The organism is Ruegeria sp. CE8, from assembly GCF_056537465.1.
On the sequence record NZ_JBQFRP010000019.1, the window covers coordinates 1 to 15,101 of the forward strand.

The window sequence follows — 15,101 nt, forward strand, 5'->3', positions numbered from 1 at the left end:
AGATCATGTTTGGCAGGCTCAAGGATTGGCGCCGTGTGGCAACCCGGTACGACAGGTGCCCGAAGGTCTTCCTCTTAGCAATCGCCCTCGCAGCTCTCGTCATCTATTGGCGATCAGTCCTGACCCTAGGTTGTAGTGCAACTTGCTCAATGTGATGTTAGAAGCCGCTGGTTGTACAGGTTGTACAACCGCGACCAGGAACCCATCCAGACACAGGCTACCCCCTGTTTCGATCCAAATTTGGCGCAAACACATTTTCAGGTTTTCTGCTGAAAGGTTGCAGTGTTGGGAAGGTCTGCTTCGCGGACAAAGCGGCCGTTAGTTGCACCGCTGCACAGGACCTTGGAAAGACTACTTTAGAATTGAATAGTCACGTTTCTCTATCGACTGTTGCGCCTGGCACTTTTTCGTAGCTCGAAAAATTGACGGGTTTTGGCCAATATCGCGAGCGGACGCGCGCGAGAATTTTCAAACCCATCGCTAGAGAATTGAGCGTTCGCAGACAAACCGAATGACACGAGCCTTCGGCTGTAACAAGATGATGATGGTGGAGGTGTAAGTTATGGCGGATGTTTTCGACCGCATTGCAGATTGGCTGCAAAAGCTGGCCTTTTTTGATGCTGATCTTGGTGGACTAGTCGAGCAGTTAAGTAACAGGCTGATCGATGGTGGCGTGCCGGTCACGCGTGTTTCCTTGGGTCGCCTGATGATGCACCCTGTAATTGGATTGATCGATGCAACTTGGGATGCATCGAACCATCGTATTGAATGGACCGTTCTTCCACGCAGCTCAGTAACGGCTGATCTCTTCGACAAAGCACCCTTCGGAGAGAATTCGAAATTGGCCAATGAGATTGCGAAACAGCACTTTAATAAGGAAGTATGGGACTTGGCGGACGGACTTGCGAACGGTGCAATCAAGTTTCCTTTCATGCGAGCAAATCTGACTGACCAAGCGACCCGTGACAAATTTCCGCTATTCCGAAAACTCGCTGAAACAGGTGTCACCGACTATGTCGTATGCAGCGCACCATTCGGCAATCGTACCGTTGTCTTTGACGGAGAGATGGAGTGGGCTTTGGGCGCGTCCGTGTCTTTTGCTACAAAGCGTCGTTCTGGCTTCACAGACCGTGAGGTAGATGGTCTGTCGCGGCTATCGTTACCTTTGCTTGGTGCAGCACGTGTATTGTCGGAGCAGTTCTTGGCCGCTGAGTTGATGGAGGTCTATCTAGGCAAGTTGTCCGGTCGATCCGTACTGAACGGTCAAATAGCCCGGGGAGATGTCAGCATAATTGACTGTGCACTCTTGTTCAGCGATATGCGCGGCTCAACGGCTTTGAGCCAGCGCTTGTCATCGGAAAAATATGTCGCGACGGTTAACCAATTCTTCGATTGTGTCGGTGGGGCGGTACACGATCACGGCGGAGAGGTTCTTAAATTCGTTGGCGATGGGTTGCTTGCGATCTTTCCTTTTGATGGTCAACGAAGACTACCCGAAGACATGTGCGAAGCAGCCCTTTCCGCGGCGCGTGAAGCGTTCCAAAGGAATGAAGAACTTGATCCATCAGACCGTGCTGAATTTGGGGTTGGTTTGCACACTGGGGCGGCTGTCTACGGGAATGTTGGCACTGAAAAGCGCTTGGATTTTACGGTAACCGGCCCATCAGTCGCTATAGCCAGCAGGTTAGAGGGCCTGACGCGAAAACTGGAGGCGCGGCTTTTAGCAACGGGCGATTTTGTGAACTTGGTATCTGAAGAGCCGCAAAAATTGGGTCGGCATTCTCTGCGGGGTTTTGAGGAAGACTTAGAGGTCTTTTCTTACGAAATCATCACATAACGCTCAATTGCATTAGGCTTTTGGCAATCATTCGTTTTGGCGCGTTTTGAGGCGCAGCTACTGGAATGAATCCGTTCTGCTTTGGCTCGATGCAGTCATTCGCATGATTGCAGTGAATGTCTACTTTGCGGACAAAGTAGCCGTTTGGTTTCACCACCCAGTGACTACCTTTCGATGAAATGAAACTACGACCAATCGAAAAGCACTTTTCCATAAGTTGGGGGATGGCCCACTCACAAACCACCCCCCCCCCCAGCCGAACTGGACTGCAAAGGTCCAGGACGGTTGACTATAAGCCTTCAATCGCGGTTTCTACTTGGCCGCAAAACTAATCAATATCGCGCTCAAGCATACCGCTTTCTCGGGTCTCATCTCTGACCGCAGATAGTTCATCTACAACTACCCGCAAATCTTCTTCTGGAGCTGCCTCGGCGATGCGCACCAAAGCTCGAATAAGAGCGGCCGTTACGAGGCCATTGCCCCTGGCAGCGCGTCTCAGTGCCGGCATCGAGTCGTGAAACAGTGACTCTGCAGTGATGGTCGGGTAAACCACCCGCGCGACCCCGTCGTCATGCCGAACGAGGGCAGCTACTACGACGAATTAGCCAGCGGGCGATCTGATTGAGGTTGCCGCCGATGCGCCCAATGGCCAGCACCAGCGCTGGATCGACACGTGGCACGGGCTTACGGCGGCGCGCCTCGGTGAGGCCAAGCGCCTCACGCAAGAGAGTCGCGGCGGGTAGGCCAGCAGCCTCGGCCTTGGCGCGCAGCTCGGCCTTCTCTGCCGCCGTGCATCGGAAGACAAAGGTCTCCGTCAGCGGCTCTTTTGCGCGGGTCTTGCCCGCGCCGGTGGGGTTCGAAGGGGAGGCTTGCCGCCCCACGCAAGGTCCCGTGTCATCCGCGCCAGCGTATGACGCGGGTCGCCTTGCTGTTTGCTCAGACCGCATGGCGGTGCTCCACGGTTGCCGACGTGTCGCGGATCAAATCTCGCAGCGATTTGAGCTGGTCCTGCCATTCAGCGCTACTCATCGGGGCCGGTGTCCGTGCCGAAAGCCAGAAGCCCAGGTGATGTTTATGCGGTGACAGGGGCAGGCTGCGTTCCAGCGTTGTCATGCCTTCCCTCTCCAGCCTCTCGTTCCAGTCCCGGACAAAGCAGATGCCCCTCGGCACGAATGCCAGACGCTGGCCGCCTGGGGTACGTTCTAAACGTGTTCCGCCCGATTGCCCTTCATCGGGCAAATCCGGCGCGGACGCGCGCCCTTGTTCTTTTCTAAGTTCTTGTTCTCTGTTCGGGGGGCGATCCTGTCCCCCTTTGCCGGACAGGTGTGTCCCGCTTTGCGGACAGGATTGTCCCCCATTGGCACGGCTTAGCGGGACAACCTTGTCCCCCTCCCGGCGGCGTTCGGTGGCTCGTTGAATGGCCGCTTTGGTCGGACGGTAGCGAGAGGAATTGCCCTTATTGGTTCCGCGTTCGACGGTCATGTAACCCGCCGCTTCGACCTTGTTCAGCGCTCGCTTGACCGACTTGGCGTGTTTGCCGATAGCCGCGCCAATGGTCTCAAATGACGGACGGCTCTCCCCGGTTTCGTGATCGGCATGGGCAAGCGCTAGGTAGAGCGCCACGCGCAAGGCGTTGTCGTCCAGCTCGTGGTCGGTGACCATTTCCAGAAGGTATTGCAGCTTGATCTTGCAGAAAGCGAGAACCTCAGACATTGGCCCCTCCAGCGATTGCGATCATGTCCGCGATTTGGTATCCATTCAGTGCAAACTTTTCGATTTGGCCGTTGACGCGGGTGCCAGCCCGGTCAGCGGCCTTTCGGTTTCTGAGGGGGCTGGACTCACCGAAACCCGCCTCAAAAACCGCATAATCCGGATCAAATCCGGACCGACCCTTAACAAGGGTCATGACAAGATGGGCTAAGTATCTGGAATTATTGGTCGGAGTGAGAGGATTCGAACCTCCGACCCCTGCCTCCCGAAGACAGTGCTCTACCAGGCTGAGCTACACTCCGACCGTGGCGCGTGATCTATACCCGGCGATTTGGATGTGCAAGAGGGATTTTTGGCGGCCAGCCTGAATAGCGCGTGACCGCTCGTACCTTGGTATTGCGTCAGGTCAGAACATCGGTCTTGTACAGTCGGATTTTTGTACCTCCATGATCCACAACGGGGCCCGGCTGCAGCAGCGGCAGGCGCGTTGAACGGGCCAGGGACGTATTGCTGGTCACAATGCCGACACGCCAGCCTTTGAACCGGGTTTGCAAAGCCTTACCCAAGCTACCGTACACGGATCGCAAGCGTTTTTCATCTCCGATCCGCGCTCCATAGGGGGGATTGACGATGACAAGACCCGCAGCCTTCGATGGGGGTTTGATTTCGCTAACGGAACGTGTCTGAAACATGGTGACCTCAGCCACTCCGGCGCGTTCGGCGTTTTTGGTGGAAGCGTCTATCGCTCCGGCATTGCGGTCCGAGCCATAAAAAGCCAGGTCCGCTTTGATAACGGGCTGTGGCTGGCGCATCGAAGACCAAAGGTCGGGGTCGAAACTGACCAAATCCTCAAAGGCAAAGTTGCGAGAGCGGCCAGGGCGCAGCCCCAACGCGATCTCGGCCGCCTCGATGACAAAGGTGCCGGATCCACACATCGGATCCAAAACCGGCTCCGTCCCGTCAAATCCGCACTCCCGCAGAAACATCGCTGCCATGGTTTCGCGCATTGGGGCTTTGGCGACTGCGGGTTTGTGGCCGCGCTTGTGCAAAGGATCGCCTGAGCTGTCGATGGAAAACGTGCATAAGTCCTTTTCAATGCGCAGAAGAACACGCACTCGGGCATCACTAGAAATCGGCACACCGAGGGTTTCGGTGATCGCCCGCTCGACGCGTTGCCGTGCGGCGCCGGCGTGGTAGATCCGGGATTTGCGGCTCGTCGCTTCGACTTTTATCGGAACATCAGGGTGCAAAAAGTCGGCCCAAGGGAATTTTCGCGCCCTCTTGTCCAGTTGCGCCAAATGAACTGCCGGAAACCCGCCCACGCGTACCAGAACCTTGTTCGCGCCGCGCAGGCAAAGATTAGCGCGCCAGACCTCTTGCCAGTTTCCCTGGCAGGTCACGCCTCCCGATACTATTTTTGCGCCCGCGAATCCCTGTTCGACCGCCTCGGCATGCAATGGGCTTTCAAGGCCAGGCGTGGCCACCAGAAAGATTTCAAGATCGTTGTTTGGTTCCATATTCCGGTGCTTACACCGGAAGCGTTATGGGTGCGACATGCAATTTTGATCGGCGAAAATGCCGGGCTTCAAAGGAAAGTGACATTTTCTCGGTAATTTCGGCGGTAACGGGTTTGCGTTTGCGACCGTCCCCGCGTAAAGGGTCCCTGATCAAAACGAAGCTTGGAACGGAATGCGGCGGAATACGCCTTTTTCTGCTCGCAGGCTCCCACATACAGATCGTTTTGTGCCACTATGCAGTGGCTGTAACGATGTGTTGCAGGAAAGAGGCTTGGAAGACCGTAGCGACATGCAAACTTTCAAACTGAAAAAAGGGTTGGAGTTGCCGGTGCAGGGTGCACCTGAACAAACAATCCAACCGGGGCCTGAATTCAGCACGGTCGGGGTTTTGGGGGCCGATTACCTGGGCCTGAAACCGCGTATGCTGGTTCAGGAAGGTGAACTGGTTCAGCGGGGAACACCTCTGTTTTGCCACAAGGACGTACCAGAGGCGATGATGGTCGCCCCGCTCAGCGGCAAGGTCGTGGCCATCAACCGCGGGGCACGCCGGGTTCTGCAGAGTGTCGTTATCGAGGTATCTGACGCCAATGACACGGGTCTGGACTTCTCGGGGGTGGGTAACGCCGACAGTGCCGAAGGTGTGACCGCGCGGCTTTGTGCAGCTGGACTGTGGACTGCTTTCCGGACGCGGCCTTATTCGAAGATGCCCGCGCCAGGCACCAATCCTGCAGCAATCTTCGTGACCGCGATGGACAGCGAGCCTTTGGCCGCTGACGCTGCTGTCATTGTCAAGGATGCAGCCGACGCCTTTGCTGCCGGGTTGAGCGCTGTTACAAAATTGACCGAAGGCAAGACCTACCTGTGTCAAAAAGACGGTGCCTCGCTTCCAGGCGCTGATGTGCCGGGTGTTGAGGCCGCAGCATTCTCGGGACCTCATCCTGCAGGTCTGGCCGGAACGCACATTCACTTCCTTGAACCGCTGGCCGGTGAGAAGCAGGTCTGGACGATCGGCTATCAGGATGTCATCGCGATTGGCCGTCTGATGCAGACCGGCCACCTTGACCCGAGCGTTGTGGTTGCCTTGTCCGGCCCCGGTGCGCGCCAGCCACGTCTGATCCGCACGGTTATGGGTGCGTCGACCGACGATCTGACGCGTGACGAGATCAATGTGGACGGCACGGCCCGCGTGATTTCCGGCTCGATCCTGTCGGGGCGCCATGCCGAGGGACCGCAAGCCTATCTGGGCCGTTTTGCACGCCAGATCAGCATCATCCGCGAGGATCACGACCAGAATACGCTGGGTTGGATTCTTCCGATGCCATCAAAGTATGCCGTGCAGCCGGTGTTGGGTTCGGCCTTTGCCAAGAAGTTGTTTGCCCTTACGTCCAACCTGAATGGCGGACGTCGTGCAATGGTGCCAACCGGCACTTTCGAAGAGCTGATGCCGCAGGACTACCTTCCGACACAGCTGCTGCGGGCTCTGTTGGTGATGGACACGGACTCCGCGCAAGCGCTGGGTGCACTGGAACTGGATGAAGAGGATCTGGGTCTGGTGGGCTTTGCCTGTCCTGCAAAATATGAATACGGGCTGGCGCTGCGCGACTGCCTGACCAAGATTGAAAAGGAGGGCTGATCCGAATGGGTTTGCGCAACTTCTTTGACCGGATCGAGCCGAACTTTACCAAGGGCGGCAAGTACGAGAAGTATTTCCCCATCTACGAGATGGTCGAAAGCTTCATCTACACTCCGAAAACCGTAACCTCAGTCGCGCCCCATGCGCGGTCTTATGTGGATATGAAGCGGATCATGACTTACGTCGTGATCGCGACGATCCCCTGTATCCTGTGGGGCATGTGGAACACTGGTTATCAGGCCAACTCCGCCCTTGCTACACTGGGTCCGGACGCGGCCACGGGCTGGCGGATCGCTCTGTTGCAGATGTTTGGCATTTCTCTGGACCCGTCCAGCCTGTTTGCCAACGTGATGCATGGACTGCTCTATTTCCTGCCGATCTATATTGTCACTCTTGTGGCTGGCGGTATTTTTGAGGTTATCTTCGCCACTGTTCGTGGTCACGAAGTAAACGAAGGTTTCCTTGTTACTTCAATGCTTTACACGTTGATCATGCCAGCGACCACGCCGCTCTGGCAGGTGGCCTTGGGCATTATCTTTGGCGTCGTAATCGGCAAGGAAGTGTTTGGCGGTACAGGGAAAAACTTCCTCAACCCTGCGCTTGTGGGACGTGCGTTCCTGTATTTCGCTTATCCGGCGCAGATGTCCGGGGATGCGGTTTGGACGCCCGTTGACGGTTTCTCGGGCGCAACCGCGCTGGCCGTTTCGGCGGCAGATGGTTTCCAGGCGCTTGCGGCTGACGGTATCACCTGGTGGAACGCCTTCTTCGGGACCATTCAGGGCAGCTTTGGCGAGACATCCACATTGGCGTGTATGATTGGTCTGGCCTTCCTGCTGATGACCAAGATCGCCAACTATCGCCTGATCGTGGGCTGTTTGGGGGGCACAATCGCGTTCACGTTGCTGCTGAACCTGATCGGGTCTGACACCAACCCGATGTTCGCGATGCCATGGTACTGGCACGTAGTACTGGGCGGTTACGCCTTTGGTCTGGCCTTCATGGTGACCGAGCCTGTTTCGGCTAGCCACACTAATCTGGGTCGGTACATCTACGGTGCGCTGATCGGTGTCATGGTTGTATTGATCCGTGTGGTGAACCCCGCGTTCCCCGAAGGCATGATGCTGGCAATTCTGTTCGGTAACGTCTTTGCACCGTTGATCGACTACTTCGTCGTTCAGGCAAACATCAAACGGAGGGCGCGTCGCCATGTCTGATACGCAACCCCAAGAACCCAAGGGGGCGATTGCCCGGTTCCTGGCGGCCTCGCCGGACTCGGTTGGCAAGACGATCTTTGTTGCCGTCGCCGTCTGCCTGGTCGCTTCGATGGTCGTTTCAGCCGCCGCTGTCAGCCTGCGCCCGGTTCAGGAAGCAAACGCGCTGAAGGACAAGCAGGTCAACGTTTTGCAGGTCGCCGGTGTATACGAACCCGGCATCAATGTATCCGAGGCTTTCGCAGCGTTTGAACCTCACGTTCTGGAACTGGCTACCGGCGAATTCGCCGATGATAAGTTCGATCCGGCGACCTTTGACGACATCGCTGCCGCGAGTGATCCCGAGTTGAGCGTTGCTCTGGACAATGATCCGGCGGGTATTGGGCGCAAATCCAAATACCGTGTGATCTATCTGCTGCGCGACGACGCCGGCGACCTGGATAAAGTCATCCTCCCGCTGCACGGTTACGGATTGTGGTCAACGCTCTATGGCTTTATCGCGCTGGAAAACAACGGCAACGATATCTACGGCCTGCAGTTCTATCAGCACGGTGAGACCCCGGGCCTTGGCGCCGAGGTGGACAACCCACGCTGGAAAGCGTTGTGGAACGGCAAGAAACTACGTGACGATGCGGGCGATCTGCAGATCACCGTCTCCAAGTCGCAACCCGCCGCTGGTCCTGAGTTCTATGTCGACGCGCTGGCCGGTGCCACGCTGACTTCAGTTGGTGTCGATAACCTGGTGAAATTCTGGATGGGCGATGCGGGCTACGCTCCGTTCCTGGCCAAGCTGCAAGCAGGAGAGTTCTGATGTCTCAAACCAAGAAAGAGATGCTGGTCGACCCGCTTGTCGACAATAACCCGATCACCCTGCAGGTGCTGGGTATCTGTTCGGCACTGGCGGTGACCTCTTCGCTGCAGGTATCCTTCGTGATGGCGCTGGCGGTGACCTTCGTTACCTCGTTCTCATCCTTTTTCATCTCTTGCCTGCGCAACCAGATCCCGGGCTCTATCCGGATCATCGTGCAGATGGTGATCATCGCGTCGCTGGTGATCCTGGTGGATCAGGTTCTAAAAGCCTACGCGTTCGAGATCTCAAAAACCCTGTCGGTTTTCGTCGGTCTGATCATCACCAACTGTATCGTGATGGGCCGCGCCGAAGCGTTTGCGATGAAGAACCCGCCCGTCGCGTCCTTCATTGACGGTATGGGTAACGGTATGGGCTACGGTCTGATCCTGCTGCTGGTCGGTTTCATCCGCGAGCTGTTCGGCAATGGGTCGCTGTTTGGCGTCACCATTCTGGAGACCGTCAACAATGGTGGCTGGTATGTGCCCAACGGCATGCTGCTGCTGCCACCGTCAGCGTTCTTTATCATCGGTCTGATCATCTGGGCCTTCCGCACGTGGAAGCCGAACCAGGTCGAAGAACGTGAATACAAAATCCAGCAGGTAGAGGCGCACTGATGGAAGGGCTTATCTCTCTGGCCGTAAAGGCCATCTTTGTTGAAAACCTCGCGCTCAGCTTCTTCCTCGGCATGTGTACCTTCATCGCCGTGTCCAAGAAGATCTCAACCGCGCTGGGTCTGGGCATCTCGGTGATGGTTGTGCAGGCGATCACCGTGCCGACGAACAACCTGCTGCTCAGCTATCTGCTGAAGCCGGGTGCGCTGGCCTGGGCCGGCTTCCCGGATGTGGACCTGACTTTCCTTGGCCTGATTTCCTACATCGGCGTGATCGCCGCGATGGTTCAGATCCTTGAGATGGTATTGGATAAGTACTTCCCGCCGCTCTATAACGCGCTGGGGATCTTCCTGCCGCTGATCACTGTGAATTGCGCCATTCTGGGCGGCTCGCTGTTCATGGTCGAGCGTGACTATAACTTCGCTGAGGCAGCGACCTATGGTCTGTCTTCGGGCTTTGGCTGGGCGCTGGCGATCACTGCAATGGCGGGCGTGCGCGAAAAGCTGAAGTACTCGGATATTCCGGATGGTCTGCAGGGTCTCGGCATCACCTTCATCACCGCGGGACTGATGGCGATGGCCTTCATGTCCTTCTCGGGCGTGAAGCTGTAAGGAGGCGTCGATGGAAACTTTTAGCCTGGGCGTCGTCCTTTTTACCCTGATCGTTATTGCGCTGGTTGCCATCATTATGGCCGCGCGCTCGAAACTGGTTTCGACCGGAGATGTGAACATCACCATCAACGGTGAGAAAACCATCTCCGTTCCTGCGGGCGGAAAACTTCTGCAAACACTGGCGGCTGAGAAGCTGTTCGTCCCGTCGGCCTGTGGTGGCGGTGGTACTTGTGCGCAGTGCCGCGTGCGTGTGCATTCGGGCGGTGGGTCTATCCTGCCGACCGAAGAAAGCCACATCACCAAGCGCGAAGCTGCCTGCGGCGATCGCCTGTCCTGCCAGGTTGCGGTCAAGCAGGACATGGACATTGAAGTCCCGGAAGAGGTCTTCGGGGTCAAAAAGTGGGAATGCACGGTGCGTTCGAACGAGAACGTAGCGACCTTCATCAAGGCGCTGACGCTGGACCTGCCTGAAGGTGAGGATGTGAATTTCCGCGCCGGTGGCTACATCCAGATCGAAGCTCCTGCGCACCAGCTTAAGTACACTGATTTCGATGTGGAAGAAGAGTACCGCGAGGATTGGGATCGCTTCAATCTTTGGCAGTACGAGTCGGTTGTGAACGAGCCGATCGAGCGCGCCTATTCAATGGCGAACTACCCGGACGAAAAAGGCATGATCATGTTGAACGTCCGGGTTGCATCGCCGCCTCCGGGATCCGAAGGTATCCCGCCGGGTCAGATGTCGTCCTACATCTTCAACCTGAAACCGGGTGACAAGGTCACGATCTCGGGTCCGTTTGGTGAATTTTTCGCCCGCGAAACTGAAAAAGAGATGGTCTTCATCGGTGGCGGTGCCGGTATGGCGCCGATGCGCAGTCACATCTTCGACCAGCTCAAGCGTCTTGAGAACCGCAACCGCAAGATCAGCTTCTGGTATGGTGCGCGTTCGAAGAAAGAGATGTTCTTTGTCGAAGACTTCGACTCGCTAGCCGAAGAGTTCGACAACTTTGAATGGCACGTGGCCTTGTCGGATGCACAGCCTGAGGACGATTGGAAAGGCTATACCGGCTTTATCCATAACGTTCTTTTCGAGGAATACCTCAAGAACCACCCGGCACCCGAGGACTGCGAGTTCTATATGTGTGGTCCGCCAATCATGAACCAGTCGGTCATCAACATGCTGCTGGATCTGGGCGTGGACCGCGAAGACATCATGCTCGACGATTTCGGCGGATAAGAGACAAAGAAACCGGCGCTCATAGCGCCGGTTTTTACTTTGGCGTCACAGACGCAAGCCGCTGGCCTAAACGGGTAGAACGGATTTCACGTCGAATATGATGCTGGTTTCTTTCCCATAAGCACGGATCTTTGCAGGATCGACATCCAGAAACTCCCTATGTGCAGCGGCCAGAACCATCCCGTCATAGCTTCGCTCCGGTGGCGTTTCGACAAGTGAGATACCGTATCCGCGTGCTCCTCGGCCGTGTCGACGTGAGGGTCGTACGTATCGACCGCGATGCCATAGTCCTACAACTCGTTAATGATGTCGACGACCCGAGTGTAATGCAGATCGAGCCAGTTTTCCTTGAAAGTCAGTCCCATGACCAGCACCGGCGCCGATCCCATGTCGGTCCCGCTGCGCGTAGTACGGCGTTGGTATCAATGTCGAGACGCCCAAAGATCATCGCCAATTCGTTGACCAATGCGATGTTCAGATCGCGTCGCGTGTTTTCGATGACCTTCGCGGCTTTGGCTACGCGGATACTTCGGCTTTGCGCGTGCCAACGGCGACGATCCGGGCGTAAAGCGCGTCTATCAGATCGGCAACTTCCGGAGTTGAGCCTGAAGTCACCTTACAGATATCCGGAAACCGGTGTGTTTTGTCCCAAGGATTGATCCGTTCGGGGCGGTAGCCCGCAATGAAGTCCGTTTTGAACGCCAACCCGGAAACGCGTTTGAGTACTGGTACGCGGTCTTCTTCGGTTGCGCCGGGGTAGACCGTAGATTCGTAGATCACCAAATCGCCCTTTATCAGAAAGTGCCCGACGGTTTCGGACGCGCTTAGTAAGGGGGAGAAATCCGGTTGTTTGCCCACTGTGCTGGCGTTGGAACGGTGGAGATAAAGGTATCACATGCCGCCAAATCGGCGGGGTTCGTCGCAAAGGTCAGGCCTGTCGCTGCAGCCAGATCTTCCGGAACGATTTCCTGAATACTGTCCCGACCCGCGCGCAACGCCTCGGTTGATATCGAACCCGTCTTTTAAATCGGTCCGGGGAGGATACCCAGTCAAGTGTTGCAGCAGATCGTTGTTGGCCCAGGTCGCCGGGACGTCGCACATCTGCATCTGCATGTGGTTTCGGATTGCTATCTTTCCGACGGCTTCATTGATCGCATCACGAAATCCCTTTGCCGGATTTTTTTTCGCCATATACGATATTGACCACGCGCCACGGTGGGTTGTCGAAAGGCTGTCAACGTCCAAGGGCGGGACTTCAATCAGCAGTCTGATCCCCCGCACCAAGTCATCCACTCAGTTAAAATCCCGGTACATATCGCCGTGATCGCAGATATCGATCGGGCGATCATCCAGCATGGCATCCAAGAATTATGGAGCGCCAGGTCAGAGCGTTCCAAGGTGCCGTAAACGGTAAAGAACCGAAACATCGTTGTCGTCGGCAGGTTCCAAAGATGCGCGTAGGAGTGGCTCGTGGCCTCGTTCGACTTCTTGGTGGCGGCGTAGTTGGTCGGCGGCGTGTCAGCTTTTTCAACTTCGGCAAATGACATCAATTCAATTGCGCTGTAAACCGAGGACGTGGAGGTCATCAACAGGCGCTGAACTACATGTTGGCGCGCGACGTCCATGATATTGAAGGTGCTGACGATATTCGGGCGATATAGCTGCGTGGATTTTCAAGGCTGTATCGCACACCAGCTTGGCTTGAAAGGTGGACGATCACTTCTGGCTGAAAGTCCTCGGCAACCTGTAACGGTCTTTCAGCGTTTTCCAGCAAGTCCTAGGTCGCCGAGAACCCGAAATCCTTCGGCGAGGCAGCTTCGCCAGATGGAAGCCGATGAACCCTGCTGTGTCAGTAGCCAGAACCCGCTTCATTCCGCCCTCGACCTATGACCTGCTTTATTGCACCAGCAAGGGTACCTTCGGCCGCACAAGGTCAAGGGGAAATGCTGCCGGACCGGTCAGCCGACGATCATTTGCTTCATGCGAAGTGCTTCGTATTCCAGCTCCTTCAAGCGGTAATGAACCACGTCTCCAATTGTGATGATACCGCGCAGGTTGCCGTCGCTTAGAACTGGCATATGCCGGAACCGTCCTTCGGTCATGGTTTTCAGGACATCATTCAAAAGATCGTCCGGCGCGCATGTCTTAACCTCGCGCGTCATCAGATCCTCAACGGACTGAGGCAGAGTCTGACCGGGCGTATCTGCCATTCGTCTTACGATGTCACGCTCGGACAGGATGCCCTGCAATGCACCGTTCTGATCGGTCACGACAACGGCGCCGATCCGTTTTTCCTTGAGAGTGTTCACGACCGAGTGGATCGTGTCATTTGGGCGCACCGCAAAAACAGCATCCCCTTTGCCCTCAAGCAGTTTTGCCACTGTTGTCTGGGTGTGCGACAGGTTCGATTCAACCGACTGACTGTGCGTGGTTGTATCGGCCTTGTCGCCACGGGTGGGGGGCTGATATGAGGTTGGGGCCATTGGCAATCTCCTCTTATTTTTGAGATGGCTTTATCTACACCTTAGCGCAGCCAATCGGTCTGTATAGGGTGCAAATGCCGCAACAGGGGAAAACTGCCACAAAACAAGGATATCCAGCCTGTTGTCTGACCTATACCTGACACCGCCCATTGCCGCGCTGATTTTCTTTGCGGTCGTTGTCTGTGGGCATAATTTTCGAATGGCGTGGAAGCAGCAGGCCACGGGCTGGCAGAAAAAGGCCTGGTTGTTTGGCGTGCCTGCAGGCGTTGGATTGCTGGTGCTTGGGTTCCTGCCGCTAAAGCTCTGATGCCGGTTTGACTCTGCGGGGGGCCGCTGGCATATGCCGGGCACGGTTTTCCTCAGGAGGTCTCTCGATGCGCCTATTGCCTGTTTTGGCTGTCGCAACACTTGTTTCCGGCTGTCTCTTTGACAAAGAACCCGAAGTGGTGCGCCTGTCGGGTGAGACCATGGGCACCACCTTCAACGTCACGGCCATCGGCACGGATGTGGATGAGGACGCACTAGCCGTGGCAGTCGAAGAGACCCTGGCCGAAGTCAACGCCAAGATGTCCAACTGGGACCCGAATTCCGAGGTTTCGACTTTTTCCGCATCGACCAGTACTGAACCGACCGAAGTTTCGGACGAATTCGCATTGGTCATTGCTGCGGCAAACGATGTGCATGAAAAAACGGGCGGTACCTTTGATGTCACCCTTGGCCCACTGATCGAGCTTTGGGGCTTTGGTCCTCGCAAACCCGAAGATCCAGTGCCATCGGACGCCGAGATTCAGGCAGCACTCGACAGCGTCGGTCAGGCGCGTTTGCTGACGTTGAACAGCGAAAACGGTACCCTGGCAAAGTCGGATGCCGGGGTGGGTATCAATCTGTCCGCAATTGCCAAAGGGTACGGTATTGATGCGGTAGCCGGTGCCCTGCGCGACGCCGGGATCGAAAACTACATGGTCGAGATCGGTGGCGATCTCGTGACTATGGGCCAGAATGACAAGGGCGAGTCCTGGCGGATCGGGATCGAGAAACCGGAAGCAGGCGCCCAGAACATTCAACTGATCGTCGAGTTGGATAACCTCGGTATGGCGACCTCGGGCGATTACAAGAACTTCTTCGAACAGGACGGTGTGCGTTATTCGCACATCATAGATCCAACGACGGGACGCCCGGTCACGCATCATACGACTTCGGTGACTGTTTTGGCGGAAAATGCGATGATGGCGGATGCCTGGGCGACTGCAATGTTGGCTCTGGGTCAGGAAAAGGGCATGGAGCTGGCCGAAGAGAATAAACTTGCCGTGTATTTTATCTCGCGGGATGTGACAGGTGGCGAAGATGCCTATATCACGGTACACAGTACCGCGTTCAAAGACGCCTTGGGCACCAACTGACGGG

Annotated in this window: 16 protein-coding genes, 1 tRNA gene and 1 pseudogene; 9 read left to right on the forward strand and 9 right to left on the reverse strand. The window is 56.2% G+C overall.

Going from position 1 to position 15,101, the window contains the following annotated elements; genetic code table 11:
- Positions 1 to 562: 562 nt before the first annotated feature.
- Positions 563 to 1,837, forward strand: a complete 1,275-nt coding sequence (locus ACR0AA_RS22015; RefSeq protein WP_480757446.1) for an adenylate/guanylate cyclase domain-containing protein — start codon at positions 563 to 565, stop codon at positions 1,835 to 1,837.
- Positions 1,838 to 2,406: 569 nt separating this feature from the next.
- On the opposite strand, the gene ACR0AA_RS22020 is transcribed toward ACR0AA_RS22015, so the two are convergent.
- The 5 genes from ACR0AA_RS22020 to ACR0AA_RS22040 all read right to left on the reverse strand — a co-directional run bounded on the left by ACR0AA_RS22020 (position 2,407) and on the right by ACR0AA_RS22040 (position 5,064).
- Entirely contained in the window at positions 2,407 to 2,784 is a 378-nt protein-coding gene (locus ACR0AA_RS22020; protein ID WP_480665995.1) for a plasmid mobilization protein, read from the reverse strand.
- Complete coding sequence (locus ACR0AA_RS22025) at positions 2,774 to 3,550, reverse strand: helix-turn-helix domain-containing protein (protein WP_480665996.1); 777 nt, start codon at positions 3,548 to 3,550, stop codon at positions 2,774 to 2,776. The genes ACR0AA_RS22020 and ACR0AA_RS22025 overlap by 11 nt, the downstream gene beginning before the upstream one ends.
- Positions 3,543 to 3,743 carry a hypothetical protein gene (locus ACR0AA_RS22030; RefSeq protein ID WP_480665997.1) on the reverse strand — a complete coding sequence of 67 codons (201 nt, stop codon included), beginning with the start codon at positions 3,741 to 3,743 and terminating at the stop codon, positions 3,543 to 3,545. The genes ACR0AA_RS22025 and ACR0AA_RS22030 overlap by 8 nt, the downstream gene beginning before the upstream one ends.
- Before the next feature lie 29 nt (positions 3,744 to 3,772).
- Positions 3,773 to 3,849, reverse strand: a tRNA-Pro gene (locus ACR0AA_RS22035).
- Positions 3,850 to 3,948: 99 nt separating this feature from the next.
- Entirely contained in the window at positions 3,949 to 5,064 is a 1,116-nt protein-coding gene (locus ACR0AA_RS22040) for a THUMP domain-containing class I SAM-dependent RNA methyltransferase (RefSeq protein ID WP_480665998.1), read from the reverse strand.
- A 289-nt stretch (positions 5,065 to 5,353) separates the two neighbouring features.
- Between ACR0AA_RS22040 and ACR0AA_RS22045 the strand changes: the two genes are divergently transcribed.
- The 6 genes from ACR0AA_RS22045 to nqrF are packed head-to-tail and all read left to right on the forward strand — an operon-like array spanning position 5,354 to position 11,214.
- Positions 5,354 to 6,697, forward strand: coding sequence for a Na(+)-translocating NADH-quinone reductase subunit A (locus tag ACR0AA_RS22045; RefSeq protein WP_480757502.1), 1,344 nt, complete (start codon positions 5,354 to 5,356; stop codon positions 6,695 to 6,697).
- Positions 6,698 to 6,702: 5 nt separating this feature from the next.
- Positions 6,703 to 7,911, forward strand: a complete 1,209-nt coding sequence (locus ACR0AA_RS22050; RefSeq protein ID WP_480757451.1) for an NADH:ubiquinone reductase (Na(+)-transporting) subunit B — start codon at positions 6,703 to 6,705, stop codon at positions 7,909 to 7,911.
- On the forward strand, positions 7,904 to 8,719 hold the full coding sequence (locus ACR0AA_RS22055) for a Na(+)-translocating NADH-quinone reductase subunit C (RefSeq protein WP_480757453.1): 816 nt from the start codon (positions 7,904 to 7,906) through the stop codon (positions 8,717 to 8,719). Before ACR0AA_RS22050 ends, ACR0AA_RS22055 begins: the two co-directional genes overlap by 8 nt.
- Positions 8,719 to 9,372 (forward strand): NADH:ubiquinone reductase (Na(+)-transporting) subunit D, encoded by a 654-nt coding sequence (locus ACR0AA_RS22060; protein WP_170614094.1) that lies wholly within the window; start codon positions 8,719 to 8,721, stop codon positions 9,370 to 9,372. Before ACR0AA_RS22055 ends, ACR0AA_RS22060 begins: the two co-directional genes overlap by 1 nt.
- Positions 9,372 to 9,980 carry an NADH:ubiquinone reductase (Na(+)-transporting) subunit E gene (gene nqrE, locus ACR0AA_RS22065; protein WP_010441340.1) on the forward strand — a complete coding sequence of 203 codons (609 nt, stop codon included), beginning with the start codon at positions 9,372 to 9,374 and terminating at the stop codon, positions 9,978 to 9,980. Before ACR0AA_RS22060 ends, nqrE begins: the two co-directional genes overlap by 1 nt.
- Before the next feature lie 10 nt (positions 9,981 to 9,990).
- Complete coding sequence (gene nqrF / locus ACR0AA_RS22070) at positions 9,991 to 11,214, forward strand: NADH:ubiquinone reductase (Na(+)-transporting) subunit F (protein WP_480666001.1); 1,224 nt, start codon at positions 9,991 to 9,993, stop codon at positions 11,212 to 11,214.
- 355 nt (positions 11,215 to 11,569) lie between these two features.
- On the opposite strand, the gene ACR0AA_RS22075 is transcribed toward nqrF, so the two are convergent.
- From ACR0AA_RS22075 to ACR0AA_RS22090, 4 genes and pseudogenes are all read right to left on the reverse strand, one after another.
- A complete protein-coding gene (locus ACR0AA_RS22075; protein WP_480666002.1) occupies positions 11,570 to 11,680 on the reverse strand; it encodes a hypothetical protein in 111 nt (36 codons plus the stop codon).
- A gap of 50 nt (positions 11,681 to 11,730) precedes the next feature.
- On the reverse strand, positions 11,731 to 12,072 hold the full coding sequence (locus ACR0AA_RS22080; protein ID WP_480666003.1) for a hypothetical protein: 342 nt from the start codon (positions 12,070 to 12,072) through the stop codon (positions 11,731 to 11,733).
- A 156-nt stretch (positions 12,073 to 12,228) separates the two neighbouring features.
- Positions 12,229 to 13,086: pseudogene (locus tag ACR0AA_RS22085) on the reverse strand (NAD-dependent epimerase/dehydratase family protein); the annotation flags it as partial.
- A gap of 86 nt (positions 13,087 to 13,172) precedes the next feature.
- The gene (locus ACR0AA_RS22090) at positions 13,173 to 13,697 is read right to left on the reverse strand and encodes a CBS domain-containing protein (RefSeq protein ID WP_480666004.1); all 525 of its coding nucleotides are present in this window, start codon (positions 13,695 to 13,697) and stop codon (positions 13,173 to 13,175) included.
- Positions 13,698 to 13,818: 121 nt separating this feature from the next.
- Here ACR0AA_RS22090 and ACR0AA_RS22095 point away from each other — a divergent pair, with 121 nt between their 5' ends.
- Entirely contained in the window at positions 13,819 to 14,004 is a 186-nt protein-coding gene (locus ACR0AA_RS22095; protein ID WP_480666005.1) for a hypothetical protein, read from the forward strand.
- A 67-nt stretch (positions 14,005 to 14,071) separates the two neighbouring features.
- Positions 14,072 to 15,097, forward strand: coding sequence for an FAD:protein FMN transferase (locus ACR0AA_RS22100; protein ID WP_480666006.1), 1,026 nt, complete (start codon positions 14,072 to 14,074; stop codon positions 15,095 to 15,097).
- Positions 15,098 to 15,101 lie beyond the last annotated feature (4 nt).

Bases quoted from the DNA above. Each gene is read 5' to 3' on its own strand.
- ACR0AA_RS22055 (WP_480757453.1), top strand. From the start codon at position 7,904: ATGTCTGATACGCAACCCCAAGAACCCAAGGGGGCGATTGCCCGGTTC.
- ACR0AA_RS22045 (WP_480757502.1), top strand. From the start codon at position 5,354: ATGCAAACTTTCAAACTGAAAAAAGGGTTGGAGTTGCCGGTGCAGGGT.
- ACR0AA_RS22040 (WP_480665998.1), bottom strand. From the start codon at position 5,064: ATGGAACCAAACAACGATCTTGAAATCTTTCTGGTGGCCACGCCTGGC.
- nqrE (WP_010441340.1), top strand. From the start codon at position 9,372: ATGGAAGGGCTTATCTCTCTGGCCGTAAAGGCCATCTTTGTTGAAAAC.
- ACR0AA_RS22020 (WP_480665995.1), bottom strand. From the start codon at position 2,784: ATGCGGTCTGAGCAAACAGCAAGGCGACCCGCGTCATACGCTGGCGCG.
- nqrF (WP_480666001.1), top strand. From the start codon at position 9,991: ATGGAAACTTTTAGCCTGGGCGTCGTCCTTTTTACCCTGATCGTTATT.
- ACR0AA_RS22015 (WP_480757446.1), top strand. From the start codon at position 563: ATGGCGGATGTTTTCGACCGCATTGCAGATTGGCTGCAAAAGCTGGCC.
- ACR0AA_RS22100 (WP_480666006.1), top strand. From the start codon at position 14,072: ATGCGCCTATTGCCTGTTTTGGCTGTCGCAACACTTGTTTCCGGCTGT.
- ACR0AA_RS22030 (WP_480665997.1), bottom strand. From the start codon at position 3,743: ATGACCCTTGTTAAGGGTCGGTCCGGATTTGATCCGGATTATGCGGTT.
- ACR0AA_RS22060 (WP_170614094.1), top strand. From the start codon at position 8,719: ATGTCTCAAACCAAGAAAGAGATGCTGGTCGACCCGCTTGTCGACAAT.
- ACR0AA_RS22025 (WP_480665996.1), bottom strand. From the start codon at position 3,550: ATGTCTGAGGTTCTCGCTTTCTGCAAGATCAAGCTGCAATACCTTCTG.
- ACR0AA_RS22090 (WP_480666004.1), bottom strand. From the start codon at position 13,697: ATGGCCCCAACCTCATATCAGCCCCCCACCCGTGGCGACAAGGCCGAT.
- ACR0AA_RS22050 (WP_480757451.1), top strand. From the start codon at position 6,703: ATGGGTTTGCGCAACTTCTTTGACCGGATCGAGCCGAACTTTACCAAG.